This window comes from Embleya sp. NPDC001921 (genome assembly GCF_053594475.1).
Genome location: NZ_JBSFEO010000013.1, coordinates 164,512 through 184,186, shown reverse-complemented (window position 1 = coordinate 184,186; position 19,675 = coordinate 164,512). Strand labels below are relative to the sequence as shown.

Sequence of the window (19,675 nt, the reverse complement as noted above, 5' to 3'; positions counted from 1 at the left end):
CTCGCCCGGCTCGACGTCCGGCAGCCGGTAAGCAGCCCGGCGGTCGCCGCGAAGGCGCGCACACGTGCCGTGTCGAGGTCGGGGGCGGGGGCGGGCGGGACGGACGCAGAGTTCACACCCCTACCTTGACCGACAACCGCAGGTTGTCAAATACCACTCCGGATGTCGGCCGCCGTGACCCCCGACCACCGCGCTGCGGCCGGCTGCACGAGGCCTGGCCGGTGCTCGCGCGGCATCTACGGAACAGGCACCGGCACTTCCCCGGGTCACCGCAGCACAGACCCGGACGTCCTCAGGGGCAAGTAGCGCAGGTACTCCTTTATGGCGGCGGTCGCGTTGACCCGGTCCTCGTTGATCGGGTCGCAGGGTTCCCGGTCCAGCGGACCGCCGTGCGACTACGACAGCCAGAGCTTTCGCTCGATGACGGCGCTCTTGCGGGCGCCTTGTTCGGTGACGAAGGGGGTGATCTCCACGCCGGAACGGCGATGGTTGACTTGTGCCGGCGTCAGTGGCGTCTGGGGTGCCTTCCACGCGGCGGGCTTGAGGCCCAGGGCCACGACGGAGAGGGCCGGCACGGTGTCCGCGGTGCGTACTTGGGCAGAGGGGTCGCGCGTTGCCGAGGAGATCGCGGCGGAGGCGTCCGGAGGATTCCTGGCCTCCTCGAATCTGGTGATTTCGCCGAAGTGTTGCATGCCGGCCCTCGCGGCGAACTCTCCGAAATGCGCGACGTGATGGTCGACTTTGGCGTCGAAGAGCTGGGCGTCGAGGCCCGATGGTGACGCTTCTTTCGTCGCCGCGTTGCGCCCTCGTCGATGCGCCCTTCGCACCAGGCGATCGTCTCGCCGAGCCCGGCGAAGTTCGCGCTTCGCTTCTTTGACGGATTCCATACCGGGACGGGCTGTTCGAGGTACCTGCGGGTTCCGGCGGTTGGCCTTCCAAACCCGTCGGTCGTACTTCGCCTGGATACGCCTGCCGTACACCATCTCTCGGGCGATGCGTACCGCCATCGCCGTCGCGTCCGGCGTCAGACCGGCCAAGCGGGCATCGTCCGCGTCTCTACGCGCGGCCGAACTCGCCCTCATGCGCTCGAACATGCCCCTCCACCGCGACTCTGCCAACGCCGCGCAAGAGCCACCTGTGCGACGACTTCGACGACGACTTCGACCCGGATGCTCATCGTGGCCCCCATGAAGTCACATCACCACGGCTCTCGGCAACATCGATGCCGGCGCGCCCCTCGCCCGATCGTCGACCACCGCCCGCGCGTTGCCGCGGCCCGGGACGCCGGTTCCGCGCGTCCCGGGCCCGAATGCGGACGGGCGCCGCTACTTGCCGCCGCTGCCGCGGTCGGCCGTGTCATATGCCTGTCGCGGGGGGTGCTTTGGCGCCCCGATCCGCCGATCGGCGCGGCGGGCAGGCGATGTCACCGCTGCCCGGGCCGGTCGGACAATCTCGTGTCGACCCGGTCGAGGCGCCCTTCGCGTGTTGCTCGCGGACGGGGTCAGCACCGTCGGACGGAACTCACCTCGTTCTTCTGCGGCGACGGCAGGTTGGTGGTCTGGCCGTCGAGGATGTTGAGGATCTTGTTCTTGTATCCGGCGTCGCGGAACAGGCACCAGTCGTCCTTGGTGTTGTTCCGGGCCGACCACACGTGGTCGTTGAGCTTGCCCGACAGGACGCTCAGATCGGAGGCGCCGTCCTCGAACTCGTAGTGCGCCCCGGTGCCGTTCGCACCGAAATAGATGCAGAACTTCTTCGAGTCGCACGGCCACGTCGACGCTTCCGTGCGTGCCGTCGCAGATGGGGCCGAAATCACGACGGCTCCGACCAGCGATGCGGCGACTACTGCGGCGCTGCGCGTCCTGAAGGCCATGATGCCACTTCCTTTCACATCCCGAAGGCGCCGACGAAACGCTTTTCGGCCCTGTCGCCCCCTCGCGGCGTCGGCGGTCCGAGACGGGTCGACGTGAGGGTTCTACGCATCCGTATCCACCTCCAAGCGGACCCGAGCCCACGATCACCCGAAAGGATGGACCGACCCGACTGTCGGGCCTGCCCAGCGCAAACACGACGCCGGACGATGGCGCGGGCACCCCGATTGTCCGCGCCACCGTCACCGGGCTCACCCCTCGTGGGCGAGCCACAGGTCCGGGCCGAACACCTCGTAGTGGATGTCGCCGGCCGCGACCCCCCGCTCGATGAGTTGTCCCCGCACCGCGCGCATGAAGGGCAGTGGACCGCACAGGTACGCGTGTGCGGCGGGCGGTAGGGAAACGTCCGTCAGGTCCATGCGGCCGGTGCGGTCGGCCGGCCACTCGGCGTCCGACGACTCGTACCAGAAGTGTGCCGTGCCGGCCTTGAGCTTGGCGGTGAGCGCCAAGTGGTCGGCGCGCAGCGCGTGGTCGGCCGGAGTGCGGTCGGCGTGCAGGACCGTAACCGGGCCGGCGTGGCCGAGCCCCGTCAGGTGGTCGAGCATCGACACCATGGGCGTGCAGCCGATGCCCGCCGAGACCAGCACGAGTGGTGCGTCGGTGTCGGTGAGCGCGATGTCGCCATAGGGCGCGGAGAGGGTGAGCCGGTGGCCCTCGTGGACGTGCGCGTGCAGGTGGTTGGACACCTCACCTTCCGGCGCTCCCGCCGCGCGCACGCGCTTGACCGTTATCGTGCGGGTGGCGGAACCGGGTGCGCAGGAGAGGCTGTACTGACGGATCTGCCGTGCCCCGTCGGCGAGTTCGACCCGCACGGAGACGTACTGGCCCGGCTGGAAGCCCGGCGCGTCGCCGCCGTCGACCGGGCGGAGTCGGAACGTGGCGACGTCCGCGGTCTCGCGGGTCCGGGCGACCACCTCCCATTCGCGCCAGGTGTCCCCGTCCACCGCGCCTGCCTCGGCGTACAGACGCTCCTCGATCGCGATGAGGGCGTTGGCCATCAGCCAGTACACCTCGCCCCACGCCTGGGCCACCGCTTCGGTGACGGCGTCGCCGAGGATCTCGACGATGGCGCGGAACAGATGGGTGTGCACGATCTCGTACTGATCGCGGGTGATACCGAGCGACGCGTGCTTGTGCGCGATCCGGGCGAGCATCGCGTCCGGGCGGACCCCGGGGTGCTCGACCAGCGCGGTCGCGAACGCTGCGATCGAGCCGGCGAGCGCCTGCTTCTGCGCGCCGGACGCCTGGTTGCCTCGGTTGAACAGGTCACGCAGCAGTTCCGGGTGCGCCGCGAACAGGTTCCGATAGAAGAGGTCGGTGATCTCCGTGACGGCGCCGCCTACGGCGGGCAGCGTGGCTCGAACGGTCTCGACGGACTTCTCGGACAACATCTGGAACTCCAAATTGGTATAGGAGATTCGTATTTAAGAACGCGCGAACAGGCCCGTGGATGACGGGGAAGCGGGGGCGGGCGCGTCGGGCCTGTCCACAGCCGGCCGACCCGGGCCGGCGCTTCGGTCGGTCGTGCGTTCAGACCACCCGCGCCGGGGCACGCCCGACCATGCCGAGCAGCAACGGTCCGGTCGGCGACTCGACCAGATCGGCGAGGCGTACGGGGTCGAGCGACGCGTGGAACGCTTCCTGCGCCCGGCTCAGCGCGCCCCGCAACCGACAGGCACCCGCCAACGGGCACGGCTCCTCCCCCTCGCACTCGACGACGTCCCCGGTGCCCTCCAGTTCGCGCACGAGGCCACCGATCGACGCGACGCGCCCCGCCGAGGTGAGCGCCAACCCCCCGCCGCGTCCGCGTCGCGCCTCGACCAGGCCGAGGTGTTGCAGCCGCGCCACGGCCTTGGCCACGTGTGTGTACGGCACGTCCACCACCTCGGCGACCTGCCGAGTGGTGAGCAGTTCCTCTTTGGCCATCGCGAGACACATCAGGGTCCGCAGCGCCACGTCGGTGAACTTCGCAAGCCGCATGACCACACACTATTTAATACGCATCTCGCATGCAAATTAACCTGCGCATCGGCATGTCGTGCTGAATCCGCCGACACGGACGCGGAGGCTTCAAGGGACCGAAGGTGACGGGCCGGCCGGCACAGGCACCACGGCCACGCGTTCGCCACTCGTTCGCCACTCGTTCGCCACTCGTTCGCCACTCGGGCGCCTCGGGGGCCGAGGAGCCCGGCGGGGCCAATCGGCCCCGGCATCCGGCGGCCGACCGATGTCGACCCGGCGCGATCAGCGCTTGCGGGCGACGCCGCCGAACTCGATCCATTCCGCGCTCTCCTGGGCCGGCCCGGGCGTTCCGTCCGGGCGCCAGGTGGATACCTCGACGAGGCCGGGGTCGAGCAGTTCCAGGCCGGTGAAGTAGGTCTCCACATCCGACGCCTCGCGGACGCGGCCCCAATTGCCCTGGGTGGCGGTGAGCATGAACTCGCTCAGGCGCTCGCGTACTTCGGAGTTTGCCGAGACCAGGTGCGAGATGACGACGAAACTGCCCGGGGCGAGCCGGTCCATGACACGTTCGACCAGAGCCGCCGGTTCGTCGCTGTCCGGCAGACAGTGCAGGACCGAGACGAACAGCGCCGCGGTCGGCTTGGTGACGTCGATCAACTTGGCCACCTCCGCGTTGTCCATGATCGCATCGGTGTCCCGAAAGTCCGCGGTGATCACGGTCGTTCGGTCGTTGTCCGCGAGAATCGCGCGCCCGTGCGCCCACACGATCGGGTCGTGGTCGATGTAGGCGACGCGCGACGCCGGATCGACGCGCTGCGCTATCTGGTGCACGTTGTCCTGGGTGGGCAGACCCGATCCGTGGTCGAGGAACTGCCGCACGCCGTACTCGCTCGCCAGCACCCGGACCGCGCGTTGGAGGAAGCGCCGATTGTTGATCGCCAGCGCACGCGTGCCCGGCGCCGCCTTGGACAACTCCTCGGATGCCTCGCGGTCGACCCGGTAGTTGTCCTTGCCGCCCAGATAGTAGTCGTACATTCGCGCCACGCTGGGAACCGTGAGATCGAACCCGCCGGGCGGGTTGACCTGCGCCCGCTCCCGGGCATCGTCCTGCGCGTCGATCGAGCGCTCTGCCATGCGAATCCCCCACGGATGCCCGGCAATTGACGGTGTGTCACACGATATGAACACGCCGGACGCAGCCTAGCCGATGCTTGACCGAGTCCAAATCCTCGACGCGTATTCGGCCCGGCCGTTGTGCGTCAGTCGATGAGGTAGTCGTCGAGGACGGGTCCCTTGGTCCAGTTCCAGTAGTCCACGAGGCGCCAGGGACTGGCGGTGTAGACCTCGCCGTCGGCGTTCTTGAAGTAGGAGTGCCTGATGGTCGGGTGCGACCACACCAATTGCCGTACTGCGGCGCGGTGTCGGGCAACGTAGTCCTCGTGGGCCGTGCGGGTGGGTTCGAGGGCGCGGGCGCCGCGCTCGATGACGGCGTCGATACAGGCGGAGATGTACTGCATCTGGCATTCGGACTGGAAGATCAGGCTGCCGCCGTGTGCGAGGGCGGTGCCGGGGCCGTACATGCAGAAGAGGTTGGGGAAGTTCGGCACGGTGATGCCGAGGTACGCGGTGGGTGTCTCGCCCCACTGTTCGGCGAGAACCGCGCCGTCCCGGCCGACGACGCGCATGGGGTAGAGGTAGCGGTTGGCCTGGAAACCGGTGGCGTAGACGATGATGTCGGCCTCGTGGCGCACGCCGTCCGCGGTGACGACGGCGTCCTTGTCGATGCGTGCGATGGGGTCGCGGACGAGGGTGACGTCGTCGCGTTTGAGGGTGCGCAGCCAACTGCCGTTGTCCTGCAGGGTGCGCTTGCCGGTGGCCGGGTAGTCCGGGAGGACCTTGGCGAACAACTCCGGGTCGTCGCCGACCTGGCTTCGGATCCATTCGGTGAAGATCTCGCGCGTGCGGTCGTTGCGCTCGCTGATGGAGCGGTCCTGGTGCGGCCAGTCGGGGTCGATGCGGGCGCCTTCGAGAGCGCCGTCGCTGCCGGGCCAGAAGATCATGAAGCGGTACCAGCGTCCGTAGAAGGGCAGGTGCCGCATGGCCCACCGCACGCCCGGACCGACCTTGCCGTGGTAGTTCGGGTTGGGGAACATCCACTGCGCGGAGCGCTGGAAGACGGTCAGGTGCGCGACGTCCTCGGCGATCGCGGGTGCGATCTGGAAGCCGGACGCGCCGGCTCCGATCATCGCGACGCGCTTTCCGCGGTGGTCGACGCCGTGGTCCCAGTGGGAGGAGTGGAACGCGGGGCCGGCGAAGTCCTCCGCGCCGTCGAAGTGCGGGATGTGGGGTCGGTTGAGCAGGCCGACCGCGGAGATCACGGCCCGGGCGGTGACCGTGTCCTCCCGGGCGCCGGGACCGCGGGTGGTGACCCGCCAGGTACCCGTGGGCTCGTCCCACACGGCCTGGGAAACCTCGGTGTCCCAGCGCACGTGGTCGGCGATGCCGTGGCGGTCCATCACATCGCGGAAGTAGCCCTGGAGTTCGGGCCCACGGGCGTAGAACTCGCTCCAGTGGTCCGAGGGTTCGAAGCTGTAGCAGTAGAAGTGGTTGCCGACGTCGACGCGGCAGCCGGGGTAGGTGTTCTCGTACCACGTGCCGCCGACATCCGGGTTCTTCTCGATGATCGTGAAGGGGATGCCGGCCTCCTTCAGGCGGATGCCCGCGAGCAGGCCGGACTGGCCGCAGCCGATGACCAGCACCGGGAACGCCTCGCGGGCCTCGGCGACCCCCGAGGTGGGGACGAACTCGGCGGGCGGCTCCCCCAGTTGCATGTCCTCCAGCATCATGGGCACGTACTCGGCCGGGATCTCCGCGCAGGCGACCCAGTTCATCATCGCGTGGAGCAGTTCGGGGTCGGGCTGCGCGGGCAGGGTGCAGCCGTTGTCGCGGTAGGCACGGATGGCGTCCAGGGCCTGGGCGCGGACCCGGGCCTTCTCTTCCTCGGTGAGGAAGCCCTGTACTTCGTTCAGGACGAGGCCGCGTGGGCGTATCGGCCCGCTGATCCACGACGGGTCACCGGTCAGGTGGACGAGCGACAGCATCAGGGCGGGGATGCTGACGTCTTCGAGCGCGGCGGCGATGGTGGCGTCGTCGTCGGTGAAGGGAAGCCCGACGTGCGGGTGGCGTTCGGACATGCTCGTGTGCTCCTGCGCGTGGGGGTCGGGACAAGGTACTCGGGGACGGACGAGGCGGCGGCCGGGTCGCCGGGAGCCGGTGCGCCGGGAGGGGGTGCGGCGGTGCCCCGTCGCGCATCGGCAAGGTGCCACCCGGGCCGCTCCGCGCTGCCGCCTCGTGTGTCGCGCGGGGCAACGGCCGCGGTGGCCGTTGCCGCTGCTGTTCCCGACATCGTGAGGTAGCCGCGCTGGTCGGCGCCCCATACGCGGGCTGCTCCGTTCGTTTGGGACCCGGCGACGGCGCTCATGACGGCCCGCGCTGCGCCCATATCGAGACGGAGTTCAATATGCAACCATGTCCCGCAGTGAAGCCTAGGGGCCTAAAAATCACAAGAGACGCGCGACCGCGGTTCGCGTCGCCGGACCCGCGACGACCCGGATGGGAGCGAGGAGGCCGAAGCGCTGCCTCCTCGCCGGCGGGTGGCCGCTTTCGTCTCCTCGATCCGGCTGGACGCCGCGAGCACGGGAGCAGCGAGCGACTCTACGAATCCTCGCCGCGGAAGACGAACACGTCGTTGCGGCACTCCGACAGCGGCCGCACGTTCACGCCGCCCCCAAAGTGCCGTTGCCGCGGCACGACGTCAGAGGGAGGCGATGACCTCGGCCGACGTCAAGGGCAACGAGAACATGGGGTAGTCGTAGGTGATCGCGTTCTCGTGCTCCTCCTGGGAAGTGGCGGCAACGCAGTCCGCCAGGGTGATGACGCGGAAGCCGTTCTCGTACCCGGTGCGCATCGTCGACTCCACACAGCAGTTGGTGAGGAAACCGCCGAGGATGATCGTCTCGATCCCCTTGTTCCGCAGGATGAAGTCGAGGTTCGTGCTCGCGAAGGTATCGAGGCCGCGCTTGCCTTCGATCACGATGTCGCCCTCCGCCGGCGCCAAGTCGTCCACGATCGCGGCACCCCAGGTGTTCTTGACGAAGGCCGAGCCGTCCACGACTCCCTTGAGGATGCCGTACGGGTGGCGAGACAGTTCGCCGTAGCCGGGGGCGAACGTGATGGGTGCGTGCATGATCGTGACGCCTGCGGCACGAGCGGCTGCGACCAGGGCCACGGTGTTCGCGAGCATTCCGGTCTTGGCCATGACATCGGCAACGGCGCTGTTGAGCACCCCGCCCTCGCTGGTGAAGTCGTTCTGGTACTCGATCAGGACAAGTGCGGTCTTCGCCGGGTCGAGGCGGAAGGTCTCGGACATGGCGGCTCCTTGGTGAGCTGGAACGTCAACGGTCTCGGCCAGTTTGCCCGAGATGGCCTCGTACAGCGCCCGGTTCGGAATCACGGGCGGGTTCCCTTCCGAGGGGACCGGCGGTCCGCCGTGCGGCGAGACTTCCGGATGCGGGGCCGGTCGCTCACGGCGTCGCGCGCGTCGGTCGCACGCGCGATCGTGTGACCCGCCCGGGGACGACAGCGGGGCCGGATCCGGGATCAGGGTCGGCAGGCGGACGATTCGCTCCCGGTGTTCCCCGGCTCCGAAGTCCCACCCGCCACTGGCGAACTCCGGCGGACTCCGCTTGGCGGTCGTGGTCACCGAGCCGGCGGACCCGGACCCGTCGAGATCCACGGACGCCGGGATCCGTACGGGTGGAATTCGGAGCACCTCTGGCGAGCCCGACGGGGGCGACTGCGGCAAGCGGCAGAGACTCACCGGAAGTCCTCACCACCCGTGAAGAACGAACCGAGTACACCGAGCAGAGGAAGAGCTCCGTGAAGATCAAAGACATCACCCCCACCTCCGGCAAAGTCGACCGCGCCACCGAGGTAGTGCTCACCCTGGATGCGGAAATGCCACCCTTCGCCAAGGTCATTTGGGACGATATGGCAGTACTGCCCAAGCACATCAACGGGCCCAAGCTGACGCTCGACACACCCTTTTACGACCCCAAGAATCTCCCTGACGTGCCATGCGAAGCCGACGTATGCGTGGCGGACGAAGACGGAAACAACAGAAGCAACGTCGTGAAGTTCACCTACACGAAGTAATCGCACACAGCCGCCAGTCCGTCGAAGCCTGCCCGGCGCCGCCCCCGGCGGCCCCGGGCGCCCCGGGCGTTCACCGGTCCCGGTTGACCCGGGCCGTGTAGGCGGCCGTGGCCGGGTGGGACTTCGCCTTGTCGGGGGCGGTGACCTTGATCGCGACCGTTCCCCCGGCCGGCCCCGCGAAGAGCTGCGGCGCCTCCGCGACCCCCTCGTCGTCACTGACCACATTCGCCTCGGCCCGGCGCCCGTTCGACGTCTCGAACCGTGACCCGGTGCCGCCGGTGACGGTGAAACGCACACGTGCCCCCGCCACCAGAACCCCGTCGTTGCGCGCTTCCACTTTCAGTGGCTGCGCGAACGGCTCGCCCGGCTTGGCCTGTTGCTTGTCGAGGTGGCCGAAGCCGGAGAGCGTTTCCACCTTCGGCCGGGCCGGTGGAGGGGCGGTGACCGCGGTCACCATGCGCACGCGGTTGACCCAATGGTCGGCGAGCACGAGGTTGCCGCGGCCGTCGACGGTCATTCCCGTGACGTCACCGAGTCGAGCGGAGACGGCCGGCCCGCCGTCGCCGCTGGGCTCGCTGTCGGATCCCTTGCTGCCGTTGCCCGCGATGGTGGTGATCGTCTGGTCCGGTGCGACCTTGCGCACCCGGTAGTTCTCGGTATCGGAGATGTACAGGTTTCCGAGCGGGTCGAATGCCAGGGCTGCCGGCTTGTTGAAACGAGCAGCGGTGGCCTTGCCGCCGTCGCCCTGAAAGCCCGCGGTCCCGGTCCCGGCGACCGTCGTGACGATACCGTTGTGGATCTTGCGTACCCGATGCTCGCGACTCTCGCTCACATACAGGTCCCCCGCCTTGTCGCACGCCAGGCCCGAGATGCCGTTGAAGCCGGTTTCGGTGGCCCGGCATCCATCCGGTGCCGGCTTGTCGCTGCCGTCGCCCGCCACGGTGGTGATGACGCCCTGAGTGTCGACCTTGCGAATCCTGGAGCGTGCGGGCGTGGCGCCGAGGACACGCTCGACGATGTACAGGTTTCCCTGGCCGTCCATCGCCAGGTGGGTCGGAGTCAGGATGCGGGCCGCGGTGGCCTTTCCGCCGTCTCCGTCGGAGCCCGGTTTGCCTGTGCCGACCACGGTCGTGATCAGCCCGTCCGGCCCCACCCTGCGCACCCGATGGTTCCAGGCATCACCGATGTACACGTTTCCGGTACGGTCCACGGCCAGGCTCCAGGGGCCGTGGAACTCGGCGTCGGTGGCCTTCCCACCGTCACCCCTGGGGCCACACACACCGCTTCCGGCCGCCGTGGTGATGACGCCCCTCGCGTCGACTTTGCGTACACGCTCGTTGAAGCCGTCGGCGATGAAGACATTGCCCGCCCCATCGACCGCCACGTCCTCCAGTTCGTCGAACAGGGCGTCGGTGGCCTTCCCGCCGTCACCCCCGAAGCCGCTCTTCCCGGTGCCGGCCAGCCTGAGCATCGTCCCGGGCTCGACGGGCTCCGCACCGGGATGCCCTGCAGATTCGACTGTTTGCTCGTTCCGCGCCGATCCGTCCATGACCGTCATGATCACGCGATCCATCCGAAAGCAACGCCCCGCACGCTCGACCGAACAACACATTCACCCCATTCGCCGAGCCGGAGGTCGAGCCTGATGAGCCTGGCCGGCGTTCTGCGGCAACTTTTCGGTTCATGCCGCGCGGGACAGCCGGAAACACCATCCGACACGGAGTCCATCCACCGGGGATCCCGCCGCCGCGTCGCGCCTTGTCGGCGACCGTCGCACAGCCCGCCCCACCTCGATCGCCGCCGCCAGGTCCGTGGCACGCGGCACGAGCGGATGAACGCAAGCCGGTTACCCGTTCAGGGCACGCCGCACAGCCGAGTCAGGGCGTTGCGACGGTGTGCCGGTAGAGGGCCGCGGCATTTCGGTGGGTCATGCGCTCGACCTCCTCGTCCGGCACGCCGGCGAACTGCCGAGCGAGCACTTCCTGACTGTCCGGCCATGTGGAGTCGGGGTGCGGGTAGTCGGTTTCGACCATGATGTGATCGACACCGATGAGGTGCCGCAGCCGCATGGTCGCGGGGTCGGAGAGCACGGTGAACCAGAAGTTGCGGCGCAGGTAGTCGACGGGCGAGTGGCTCCCGAAGTCGGCGCGGTAGTCGAGGTCGCGGCCCATGAACTCGATGCGGTCGATGAACATCGGCACCCATCCGATACCTCCCTCGGACAAGGCGATCTTGATGTCCGGGAAGCGCACCGGGATGCGGGCGAAGAGCCAATCGGCGGCGGCGGCCATCGAGTTGATCGGGAACAGCACGCCCAGGACCGCGGCCGTCGAGTCGCGGGAGGGAACGATCGTCTCGGAGGACGAACCGACGTGGAGGTTCACGACCGTGCCGGTCTCCTCGCACGCGCGGAAGAACGGGTCCCACGCGTCGCTGTACAGGGACGGCAGCCCGAGACGCTCCGGGTTCTCGCTGAACGTGACGGCGACGAAGCCGCGTTCGGCGTTGCGCCGGACCTCGGCGGCGGCGAGTTCGGGGTCGCCGAGCCAGGGGAGCTGACACGCGATGAATCGTTCGGGGTACGGAGTGATCCAGGCGTCGAGCAGCCAGTCGTTGTAGGCCCGCAGGGAAGCGAGCCCCAGGTCGTGGTCACCCATCGTGAGAAAACGTCGTCCGGCGAAGCCGAACGGCGCCGAGGGGAAGTTGAGTTGTGCGGCGATGCCGGCGGCGTCCATGTGGCGTACGCGTTCGCCCGCGTCGTACGTCGCGGGGTGCAACTCGTCGAAGTTGACCGGGCCGAGGTAGCCCTTGCCCGCTTCCCAGCCGCGGAGGGCGTCGGAGCCGAGCAGTGGGACGCGGTCGTTCTCGAACACCCACCAGTCGTTGCCCGCCGCGTCGCGTTCGAGGTGCGGCGCGGCGTCTCGCATGCGCGCGGGCACGCGGTCGCGGAACAGGTCGGGGGTTTCGATGAGATGGTCGTCGACCGAGATGATGTGGAACCGGTTCGTGCCGGTGGGGACTTCGCCGCGCAGCACGAGGTCGCCCTTCGGACCGGCGTAGGCGAGGATGCGTTCGAGCAGGTCAGCCATGGGAAGCCTCCGGGAATTCGGGGCGCGGTGCTGGGGGCGCGCCGATGGGGATGCCGAGCGGGGTCGTGCGGTCGTCGAGGTCGACGACCGCGCCGTCGCGGCGCGGGAAGAGGGCGTGCGGCGTCGCGTCGGTGATGCCGTGTTCCTCGAACGGGGGCGAGTGGTCGACGGTCGGTTCGCGCGCTTCGGTGACGCGGCGGGTGTCCCGGTGGAAGCGGCTGGAGCGGTCCGTGTCCGTGACGCGGTTCGCGACGGGGGCGAGGCGGTCGTAGGGCCTCGTGCTCACTCCGCGTCCCGGGCGCCGCTGCGCAAAATGGTGCCCGGCAGGCGGTGCAAGCGGTCGGTGACCTGCGCGCCGTGCTCGCGGATCGCGACGCCGGCCACGAGGATGTGGTCGAGTCCGGTGGGCGCGTCGGCGATGAGGCGTTCTCCGTCGGCGGGCAGGTCGCGCACCCGCCGGGTCGGGCCCGGGGAAAGGGCGTCGTAGTCGACGACGACGAGGTCGGCGTGGCCCCCCGGGCGCAGCCGTCCGCGGTCGACGCCGAGCACGTCGGCGATCTCCCCGGTGAGTTTGTGGATGCCGTGTTCGAGCGGCAGGACGTCGCGGTCGCGCACCCAGTTGGCGAGGAAGTCGGTGGGCATGACGGCGTCGCAGATCTGACCGACGTGCGCTCCGGCGTCGGACAGGCCCATGATGCAGCCTTCGCCGCGGATGAGTGTGGTGACGCCGTCTTTGTCGTCGTTGGCGAAGGTGACGGTGAAGCGGCTCGCCAGGGCGTCGTCGAGGGCGAGGTCGCAGATGACGTCGAAGGGCGTGGTGTCGCGTTGGGCGGCGATCGCCGCGACCGGCGCGCCGACCAGGTCCGGGCGCGAGGGCGAGTGGGTGACCGTGATGGTCTGCCAGCGCGGGTCGAGCCACCGGCCGCTCTCGAACTCGTCCCAGGCGCGCGCCCGCCAGGTCCGGTCCCGGAAGACGGTGTGCCGGCGGTCGACGGGTACGGCGACCAGGTCGGCGAACGCGGGCAGCGCGTAGAAGGAGGTCGGCTCGGCGACGGAGAACTCCTGGGTGATGGGTCGGCAGGTGACCTGCGCCCAGACGTCCGCGCCGTCGCGGCGGCCTCGCAGATGGTCGGCGAGCTTGTCCTGGTACGGCGCCCGGGAGGCCGTTCCCTCCGGGTAGGTGAGGATCGATGTCCAGGTCAGCGGGCGGCCGAGGCGGCGCTGGAAGTCGTACACCCAGCGGTAGTTCTCCCCGGTCGCGATGTGCACGATGCCCAGGCCGACCTCGGCGGTGACGGACGCGAGCGCTTCGACCTCCTCCTGGCCGGCGACCATGGACGGGACCAGGCGGCCGCCGTCGCCGAGGTGGAAGCCGGCGCGGTCGCTGGAGAATCCGAGGGCGCCGCCGCGGAGCGCGTCGGCGACGGCACCGCGCATTCGGGCGAGTTCGTCGTCGGTGGCGGGGCGTTCATAGGCCTCCTCGCCCATCACGTAGGTGCGAACGGCGGTGTGCCCCACGAATCCCCCGAAGTGGATCGCCGTACCGCGCCGCCGCACGGCCTCCAGGTATTCGGGGTAGGTCTCGAAGTCCCATGCCACGCCGGCCTCGAGGGTCGCGCCGCGCATGTCCTCGACCATCTCCAGCGTGCCGAGCAGCGAACGGCGGTCCTGCGGGCGGGCGGGGGCGAGGCTGTAGCCGCAGTTGCCGGCCACGACCGCGGTGACGCCGTGCCAGGACGACGGCGTCAGGAGCCCGTCCCACAGGACTTGCGGGTCGTAGTGGGTGTGGATGTCGAGAAAGCCGGGCACGACGAGGCGCCCGGTGGCGTCGATCTCGTGCCGGCCCGTCACGGTGTCCCCGATCTCGGTGACACGCCCGTCGCGGATGCCGACGTCGGCGCGGCGCGAAGGTCCGCCGGTGCCGTCGACGACCGTCCCGCCGCGCACGGCGATGTCGTTGCTACTCATGTTCGTTCTCCCGGTCGTTGCGTGTGGTGCCGGACGCGCCGGAGGTGGGTGCGCACCGCGCCCGGACGGTGGTCCGTGGCGGCCGCCATGACGTCCACGACGGCCGGCGTGTCTTCCGGCGTACCGCGGCGCCTCCGCGAGCCTGTGGAACGCCGCGGAATCCCCGACGGCGCCGCCCGTTCCTCGCCCGCAACGTATCCGGAGTAGATGCCTAAGGCAAGAGTTGCCGTAGGCAATGCTTGAATCCGAACAGGCACCTCGAACCAGGGAATCACCGGCTGACCGGTACCGTTCTGCCATGGTTGATCGCCGCGCCCGCAGCACACCGAACGCTTCCCGCCCCCCGGCCCTCGACGCCGCCGCGGACGCCGGCGGCGAGGATTCCGGCGACCGCGTGATCCGGGCCATCCAGCGGTTCTCCCGCAGCCCGGCACACGCCGAGCTGGCGCGTGCGCTGTACGGCGCCGGCGGCAAGGAACTCACGCCCACCCAGGTCGACGCGCTGGAAACCCTCGCGTCGCGGCCCGAGTGGCGCATGCACGAGTTCGCGGAGGCACTCGACATCGACCGGGGCGCGGCCAGCCGCACGACCGACCGCCTCCTCAAACTCGGGCTGGCCGAACGGCGGCCGGACGAGGGCGACCGGCGGTACGTCATCGTCCAGGCCACCACCGCGGGTCGGCGCATCAGCCGCCGCATCCAGCGCGACCGCTACGCGCTCATGCAGGAGGTCCTCAGCGGCCTGTCCGGCCGCCGACGCTCGGAACTGGCGGAACTGCTCGAATACGTCACCGCGGCCATGGAGGCGACGCTGAGCCGCAGGGCGGCCGCGGGACAAACGCCGACCTGATCGGACGCGCCCCGGCTCGACGTCGGCGGATGCCGGACCCACGGATGAACAGCCCTTCCCCCGAACACTCGCTCCGGTGCACGAGCACGGCGCGCACCGGGGCCACGACTGCCCCTACGGCATGATGCCGCCCAGGGGTTGCTCGGTCCAGATGGTCTTCCCCGTGGGGCCGTGGCGGCTGCCCCACCGGGTGGTCAGTTGGGCGACCAGGAACAGTCCTCGCCCGCCTTCGTCACTCCACTTGGCACGCCGCAGCCGAGGCTGGGTGTTGCTGGGGTCGGAGACCTCGCACACGAGGACCTTGTCGCGAATCAGTCGTAGCACCACCGGCCCGCCGGCGTAGCGGATCGCGTTGGTCACGAGTTCGCTGGCGACGAGTTCGGTGGTGAAGGCCGCGTCCTCCAGTCCCCACGCGGTGAGTTGCCGGGTGACTCGCTCACGCGCACCGGCGACGGCGGCCGGATCGGCGGGGATCTCCCAGGACGCGACGTCACACGAGTCGACGGTCCGCACCCGCGCCAGAAGCAGGGCGATGTCGTCGGACGGGTTGGCCGGGCCGATCTTCGCGACCAGTGTGTGGGCGGCTTCGTCGAGGTCCCGAGCGGGGTCGTGCAGCGGGACCAGCCCCTGGCGCAGGGCCTCCATCCCGGCGGTGATGTCACCCCCGCACTCCACGAGGCCGTCGGTGTAGAACGCGAGGGCAGTGCCCGGTGGCACGTCGATCTCGGTGAGTTCGAACGGCATTCCGCCGACGCCCAGGGGTGGGCCCGGCGTGACGTCGACGAACTCGACCGTTCCGTCGGGCCGTACCAGCGCGGGTGGCGGATGTCCCGCGCTCGCCATGGCCAGGCGGCCGGTGATGGGCTCGTAGACGGCGTAGAGACAGGTCGCGGCCGGCATGTCGTCGTGCGTCTCGTCGCTGTTTCCGGTCAGGCGCAGGACGATGTCGTCGAGGTGCGCCAGGAGTTCGTCGGGCGGGAGTTCGAGGTCGGCGAGGGTTTGGACGGCGGTACTCAGCCGACCCATCAGCGCGGTCGCGCGCAGACCGTGTCCCACCACGTCCCCGACCACGAACGCGACCCGGAGCGAGGAGAGTTCGATGACGTCGTACCAATCCCCGCCAACGCCCGAGCCGGTGCCCGTGGGCAGGTAGACGCCTGCCGTACGGGCGGCCGCCGTGTCGGTGGACGCCGACGGCAGCAGGCTGCGTTGGAGTGCGACGGCGGCCGTGTGCTCGCGGGTGTAGCGGCGGGCGTTGTCGATGCTCAACGCGCCGCGGGAGGCGATCTCCCGGAACAGGCGCACGTCCGCGTCGTCGAACGGCTCCGCTCCTTCGCGGCGCCACACCTCGATGCTGCCCAGGATCAGCCCCCGGGCGACGATGGCGGTGGCCATGAAGCCGTTGCCGCCGGCCGGGGCCAGGCGCTCGAACGCCCAGGTATCGCCCCCGAGTGCCGCGAGCATCGTGGCCCGGTCGGGAACCGAGAGGATCTCGCCCTGGCGGTACTGCGACCGGATGTCCATATCCGGAACACGCGGCAGATTCTCGCCCACGGGCACGTAGGGGGCCGAGTGGTCCACGCCCGCCGAGCTGACGGCGGCCCTTCGCAGCCCCACGTCCGCACCGCCTCGCTGGGGTGGCTCATCGCCGTCGAACACCTCGATGGCGAGGTTCACCACCGCCATGTCCCCCAGTTCCGGCACCAGGGCGGCGGTCAGTTGACGCGCGGTGGTCACCACGTCCAGCGAGTCGCCGATGGCCTTCGCCGCGTGGAACAGCAGATCCAGGCGGCGCCGGGCGCGTTCCTGCTCCGAGATGTCGGCGAACGCGAGGACCAGACCGGCCGGTCGACCCGCTGTGTCCCCCGTGCGCAACGCGGACAGCGAAACCACCAGGCGCGTACGGGGGTTGCCCGGGGTGGGTATCGACTGTGGGTGGTAGAGCAGCGGGGTTCCCGTTTCGAGGACGCGGCGCAGGGCCGAGACGAGCCCCTCCGCGTCCGCGGCGGACACCAGGGCGTCCACCCGGCTCCCCACGGGGATCGTCAGGCCGTGGAACCGCTCGGGCGCGACGTTGCTGCGCCGGACTCGCAGATCGCCGTCCAGCAGGGCCAGGCCGACGCTGCCCTCCCCGGTCAGCGCTTCGACGAGCGCCTCCTCCACACCGCCCATCGGCTCGCCGTCCATGGCCTCGGTGGGTGATGTCCCGGTGGACGGTGAGGGTATGTCCATGTTGCACCTTGGCTTTCACCTGTTGAGCCGTGCGGGTTGTCCCACGTGCGCCGGCGAACTCTCCACGATGCCAAAGTCGTCGCGGAACGTTCCTTTCCAGCCGGCCACGATATTGCCAACCGCGTGGTTACGGCTGGACAACCGCCCGCATGTCGTTCGAGCGGACCCTTGCGAAGCCGAACGTGTCGGACGAAACGCGGAAGGTTACGCGTGGCCCCGGCCACGACGCCGGTCTGATCCCGGCCCGCCCGGGGGACCGTGCCTCGCGCGGCGGCACGGTCCCCGTTCGGGTGCTCTTCGACACCCTTCCCCGACATCTCGAACCCGAGGAATTCGGTGTCCACCAGGCCGTCACGGACGGCGAGAACGCGGTCGCCCTCGACCACATGCGGGCCGCTACGAGCCGGCGCACGCCGTGAAGGCGAGGGCGTAGCACAGGACATCCTCGGCGATCGCCGCCGGCAGTGCGGGAATTCCGGTATTCGCGGCTGCGTCACGCCACGCCGCTCCCATGATGGCGCCGCCCACCGAGGCACCGGCGCCCACGAGCGCCGCGACCATCGCGCCGCCGCCGGTACGACGTGCCAGCATCGCGGCGGCCGTCGCTCCCAGCAGGACACGCGGAGCCAGGCCCGGCAGGCTCAGGCGCGACGGGACGTCGGGGCGCTTGTCCGCGACGAGTTCGCCGATCGCGGCCGAGCCGACGGCGAGCCGCGACGGGATGCCCGCGCCGCGCGCGGTGAAGCGAACGGCCGTGACCCCCGCCTGGCTTCGGCCGCCGCTCGCCGCCCCCACCAGGAAGGCGCGCAGGAGGGCGGTCACTTGGGGTCCATCGTCGCGAGCGCCGCGTACGTCGTGAAGCCGTACGCGATGTGCGGCACGATGTCGGCGGCCCAGTCGGTCGTCGACCACGCGCGCGGGTCCGACACCCGCAGCCCGGCCATCGGGGCGTTGGCGGCGATCATGGCAACGGCGCCCACGAGCAGTGAACCCGCCCAGATCGGCGGTCGCAGGCCGATGCCGCGCAACAGGCCGAAGGCGGCGCCGACACCTACGCCCGTCGCGATGCCCGACAGCGCGCCGAGCCCGGTCAATCGGTTCGCGCGCGTGTCGGAGGCGCCCCCGACGGGGTGTCCGATGCGGCGCGCGATGGTGGCCACCGTGCGTTGTGGCGTCTCACTGGCCGGACGCGCCCGTCCGGCCATGTCGGCGTAGGTGACCGCATCGAGAGCGGTGGTGCCGGCCGCGCCCGCGGCGGCTCCGCGCATGATCCCTGAAAACATGTCCACCCGTTGCCCACGCGCCGCGTGCGCAAACCGCCGTCGGGCGCCCCTGGCCGGCCCCGACGTCGGCCGATTCCGCCTCGTCCACAGAGCCGTTCGCCCCTCCCCTCGGCCCGGTCGTCGACGCGGTTCGCGCCCCGAACAGCGACGACGTCGAGTACGTCCGAACGCCCGGATCCTCGGAACCGCCGAGAGCATCGGCGCCGGGCAACCGGCCGACCGGGCGCGACCATCCTCGTGTCGTTGACGGCGGCGTGGACGCGTCCGTGGGCGGCCTTCGTATGCCGGGCACGGCGCCGATCACCTGTGCGGTTCCCCCGAGATGGATGTGCCGACGCTCCTCCGTCCGGTGGGCACCGGAACGTGTGACGACGTCCGGTCGAGCGCGCAGCCGCAACGATTACCGGCATCGGTTCACGGGCACGGGCACGGGCGGGGTGCCGCCACGGGATCCCTGTCATGAGGCCACAGGACACGGACGAGGATCCGGCGGAGCTCGTGAGGGACGCCCAGCGGGACCCCGAGGACCACCGGACCGGCGCTCGTGACCGGCCCCCGTCCCCGGGCATGGGGAGCAGCAGCGGTGCGACGCGCAACCGCCCGGCGAGAGGACGTCTTGTGCCCGATTCCACTTCGCTGCCCTCCGATGATCCCCACCGTCGCCCCGCCGGGGTGGACGACGCCACCGTGGCCGCCGTCGGGAGATTGTCGGAGGCGTGGGAGTACACCGCCCGCGCCCGGGGTCACCTCTACGCGTTCCATCAGCTCACCGGCAGCGCCGATCGCATCCTCCAGGACGCGGTGGACATGCTGTGCCGGGCCGGGCACGAGGAGGCCGCCCGCGTCCTGGCGACCGAGATCGCCGGTCGCGACGTCATCCCGGGACAGTGGACCTTCGAGATCGTCGAGGCGTACGACCACACGTACTACCAGCCGTTCGCCGACGCCGAACAACGCCTGCGCGAGGAGTTGGTCGGCGGCAGGCGGCATCTCCACGAGGCGGAGATGAAACAGCGCCTGCGCACCCGCGGACACTCCGACACCGCTGCCCAGCGGGAGCGTGTCGATCACACCGGCCCGGGCCGCGTGCCGGCGCCCGACGAACTCTAGCTGTCGAACTGCTCGCTGTGCGGCGGGCCGCGTCGA

17 protein-coding genes are annotated in these 19,675 nt (G+C 70.1%); 3 read left to right on the top strand and 14 right to left on the bottom strand.

The genetic code is table 11. From position 1 onward, the window contains the following. Positions 1 to 395 precede the first annotated feature (395 nt). The 7 genes from ACWCPW_RS17905 to ACWCPW_RS17875 all read right to left on the bottom strand — a co-directional run bounded on the left by ACWCPW_RS17905 (position 396) and on the right by ACWCPW_RS17875 (position 8,322). Positions 396 to 1,037: a hypothetical protein gene (locus ACWCPW_RS17905; RefSeq protein ID WP_449762514.1), complete on the bottom strand. Its 642-nt coding sequence runs from the start codon at positions 1,035 to 1,037 to the stop codon at positions 396 to 398. A gap of 464 nt (positions 1,038 to 1,501) precedes the next feature. Further along, complete coding sequence (locus tag ACWCPW_RS17900; RefSeq protein WP_449762513.1) at positions 1,502 to 1,873, bottom strand: peptidase inhibitor family I36 protein; 372 nt, start codon at positions 1,871 to 1,873, stop codon at positions 1,502 to 1,504. A gap of 249 nt (positions 1,874 to 2,122) precedes the next feature. Then, positions 2,123 to 3,322: an FAD-binding oxidoreductase gene (locus tag ACWCPW_RS17895; RefSeq protein WP_449762512.1), complete on the bottom strand. Its 1,200-nt coding sequence runs from the start codon at positions 3,320 to 3,322 to the stop codon at positions 2,123 to 2,125. Positions 3,323 to 3,461: 139 nt separating this feature from the next. Beyond that, complete coding sequence (locus ACWCPW_RS17890; protein WP_449762511.1) at positions 3,462 to 3,911, bottom strand: RrF2 family transcriptional regulator; 450 nt, start codon at positions 3,909 to 3,911, stop codon at positions 3,462 to 3,464. 264 nt (positions 3,912 to 4,175) lie between these two features. Further along, a complete protein-coding gene (locus tag ACWCPW_RS17885; protein WP_449762510.1) occupies positions 4,176 to 5,027 on the bottom strand; it encodes an SAM-dependent methyltransferase in 852 nt (283 codons plus the stop codon). Between the two features lie 125 nt (positions 5,028 to 5,152). After that, complete coding sequence (locus ACWCPW_RS17880; RefSeq protein ID WP_449762509.1) at positions 5,153 to 7,087, bottom strand: flavin-containing monooxygenase; 1,935 nt, start codon at positions 7,085 to 7,087, stop codon at positions 5,153 to 5,155. Positions 7,088 to 7,707: 620 nt separating this feature from the next. Next, entirely contained in the window at positions 7,708 to 8,322 is a 615-nt protein-coding gene (locus ACWCPW_RS17875) for a cysteine hydrolase family protein (RefSeq protein WP_449762508.1), read from the bottom strand. Positions 8,323 to 8,831: 509 nt separating this feature from the next. Here ACWCPW_RS17875 and ACWCPW_RS17870 point away from each other — a divergent pair. After that, positions 8,832 to 9,107, top strand: a complete 276-nt coding sequence (locus ACWCPW_RS17870; protein WP_449762507.1) for a hypothetical protein — start codon at positions 8,832 to 8,834, stop codon at positions 9,105 to 9,107. A gap of 70 nt (positions 9,108 to 9,177) precedes the next feature. Here the strand turns inward: ACWCPW_RS17870 and ACWCPW_RS17865 are convergent, their stop codons facing one another. From ACWCPW_RS17865 to ACWCPW_RS17850, 4 genes are all read right to left on the bottom strand, one after another. Beyond that, positions 9,178 to 10,578, bottom strand: coding sequence for an NHL domain-containing protein (locus ACWCPW_RS17865; protein ID WP_449762506.1), 1,401 nt, complete (start codon positions 10,576 to 10,578; stop codon positions 9,178 to 9,180). 406 nt (positions 10,579 to 10,984) lie between these two features. Beyond that, positions 10,985 to 12,196, bottom strand: coding sequence for an amidohydrolase family protein (locus ACWCPW_RS17860; RefSeq protein WP_449762505.1), 1,212 nt, complete (start codon positions 12,194 to 12,196; stop codon positions 10,985 to 10,987). Beyond that, positions 12,189 to 12,482 carry a hypothetical protein gene (locus ACWCPW_RS17855; RefSeq protein WP_449762504.1) on the bottom strand — a complete coding sequence of 98 codons (294 nt, stop codon included), beginning with the start codon at positions 12,480 to 12,482 and terminating at the stop codon, positions 12,189 to 12,191. The genes ACWCPW_RS17860 and ACWCPW_RS17855 overlap by 8 nt, the downstream gene beginning before the upstream one ends. Continuing rightward, positions 12,479 to 14,164, bottom strand: coding sequence for an N-acyl-D-amino-acid deacylase family protein (locus ACWCPW_RS17850; protein WP_449762503.1), 1,686 nt, complete (start codon positions 14,162 to 14,164; stop codon positions 12,479 to 12,481). Before ACWCPW_RS17850 ends, ACWCPW_RS17855 begins: the two co-directional genes overlap by 4 nt. A gap of 298 nt (positions 14,165 to 14,462) precedes the next feature. On the opposite strand from ACWCPW_RS17850, the gene ACWCPW_RS17845 reads away from it, so the two are divergent. Continuing rightward, entirely contained in the window at positions 14,463 to 15,014 is a 552-nt protein-coding gene (locus tag ACWCPW_RS17845; RefSeq protein WP_449762502.1) for a MarR family winged helix-turn-helix transcriptional regulator, read from the top strand. A 114-nt stretch (positions 15,015 to 15,128) separates the two neighbouring features. On the opposite strand, the gene ACWCPW_RS17840 is transcribed toward ACWCPW_RS17845, so the two are convergent. The 3 genes from ACWCPW_RS17840 to ACWCPW_RS17830 form a co-directional block, all read right to left on the bottom strand. Continuing rightward, entirely contained in the window at positions 15,129 to 17,246 is a 2,118-nt protein-coding gene (locus tag ACWCPW_RS17840) for a SpoIIE family protein phosphatase (RefSeq protein WP_449762501.1), read from the bottom strand. Between the two features lie 396 nt (positions 17,247 to 17,642). Continuing rightward, positions 17,643 to 18,068 (bottom strand): hypothetical protein, encoded by a 426-nt coding sequence (locus ACWCPW_RS17835; RefSeq protein ID WP_449762500.1) that lies wholly within the window; start codon positions 18,066 to 18,068, stop codon positions 17,643 to 17,645. Next, positions 18,065 to 18,529, bottom strand: a complete 465-nt coding sequence (locus ACWCPW_RS17830; protein ID WP_449762499.1) for a hypothetical protein — start codon at positions 18,527 to 18,529, stop codon at positions 18,065 to 18,067. Before ACWCPW_RS17830 ends, ACWCPW_RS17835 begins: the two co-directional genes overlap by 4 nt. 618 nt (positions 18,530 to 19,147) lie before the next feature. On the opposite strand from ACWCPW_RS17830, the gene ACWCPW_RS17825 reads away from it, so the two are divergent. Continuing rightward, a complete protein-coding gene (locus ACWCPW_RS17825) occupies positions 19,148 to 19,639 on the top strand; it encodes a hypothetical protein (RefSeq protein WP_449762498.1) in 492 nt (163 codons plus the stop codon). Positions 19,640 to 19,675: the final 36 nt, after the last annotated feature.

Excerpts from the sequence above, each read along its gene's own strand:
- ACWCPW_RS17880 (WP_449762509.1), bottom strand. The coding sequence starts at position 7,087 with ATGTCCGAACGCCACCCGCACGTCGGGCTTCCCTTCACCGACGACGAC.
- ACWCPW_RS17830 (WP_449762499.1), bottom strand. The coding sequence starts at position 18,529 with ATGTTTTCAGGGATCATGCGCGGAGCCGCCGCGGGCGCGGCCGGCACC.
- ACWCPW_RS17840 (WP_449762501.1), bottom strand. The coding sequence starts at position 17,246 with ATGGACATACCCTCACCGTCCACCGGGACATCACCCACCGAGGCCATG.
- ACWCPW_RS17895 (WP_449762512.1), bottom strand. The coding sequence starts at position 3,322 with ATGTTGTCCGAGAAGTCCGTCGAGACCGTTCGAGCCACGCTGCCCGCC.
- ACWCPW_RS17900 (WP_449762513.1), bottom strand. The coding sequence starts at position 1,873 with ATGGCCTTCAGGACGCGCAGCGCCGCAGTAGTCGCCGCATCGCTGGTC.
- ACWCPW_RS17860 (WP_449762505.1), bottom strand. The coding sequence starts at position 12,196 with ATGGCTGACCTGCTCGAACGCATCCTCGCCTACGCCGGTCCGAAGGGC.
- ACWCPW_RS17865 (WP_449762506.1), bottom strand. The coding sequence starts at position 10,578 with ATGCTCAGGCTGGCCGGCACCGGGAAGAGCGGCTTCGGGGGTGACGGC.
- ACWCPW_RS17850 (WP_449762503.1), bottom strand. The coding sequence starts at position 14,164 with ATGAGTAGCAACGACATCGCCGTGCGCGGCGGGACGGTCGTCGACGGC.
- ACWCPW_RS17885 (WP_449762510.1), bottom strand. The coding sequence starts at position 5,027 with ATGGCAGAGCGCTCGATCGACGCGCAGGACGATGCCCGGGAGCGGGCG.
- ACWCPW_RS17890 (WP_449762511.1), bottom strand. The coding sequence starts at position 3,911 with ATGCGGCTTGCGAAGTTCACCGACGTGGCGCTGCGGACCCTGATGTGT.
- ACWCPW_RS17845 (WP_449762502.1), top strand. The coding sequence starts at position 14,463 with ATGGTTGATCGCCGCGCCCGCAGCACACCGAACGCTTCCCGCCCCCCG.
- ACWCPW_RS17875 (WP_449762508.1), bottom strand. The coding sequence starts at position 8,322 with ATGTCCGAGACCTTCCGCCTCGACCCGGCGAAGACCGCACTTGTCCTG.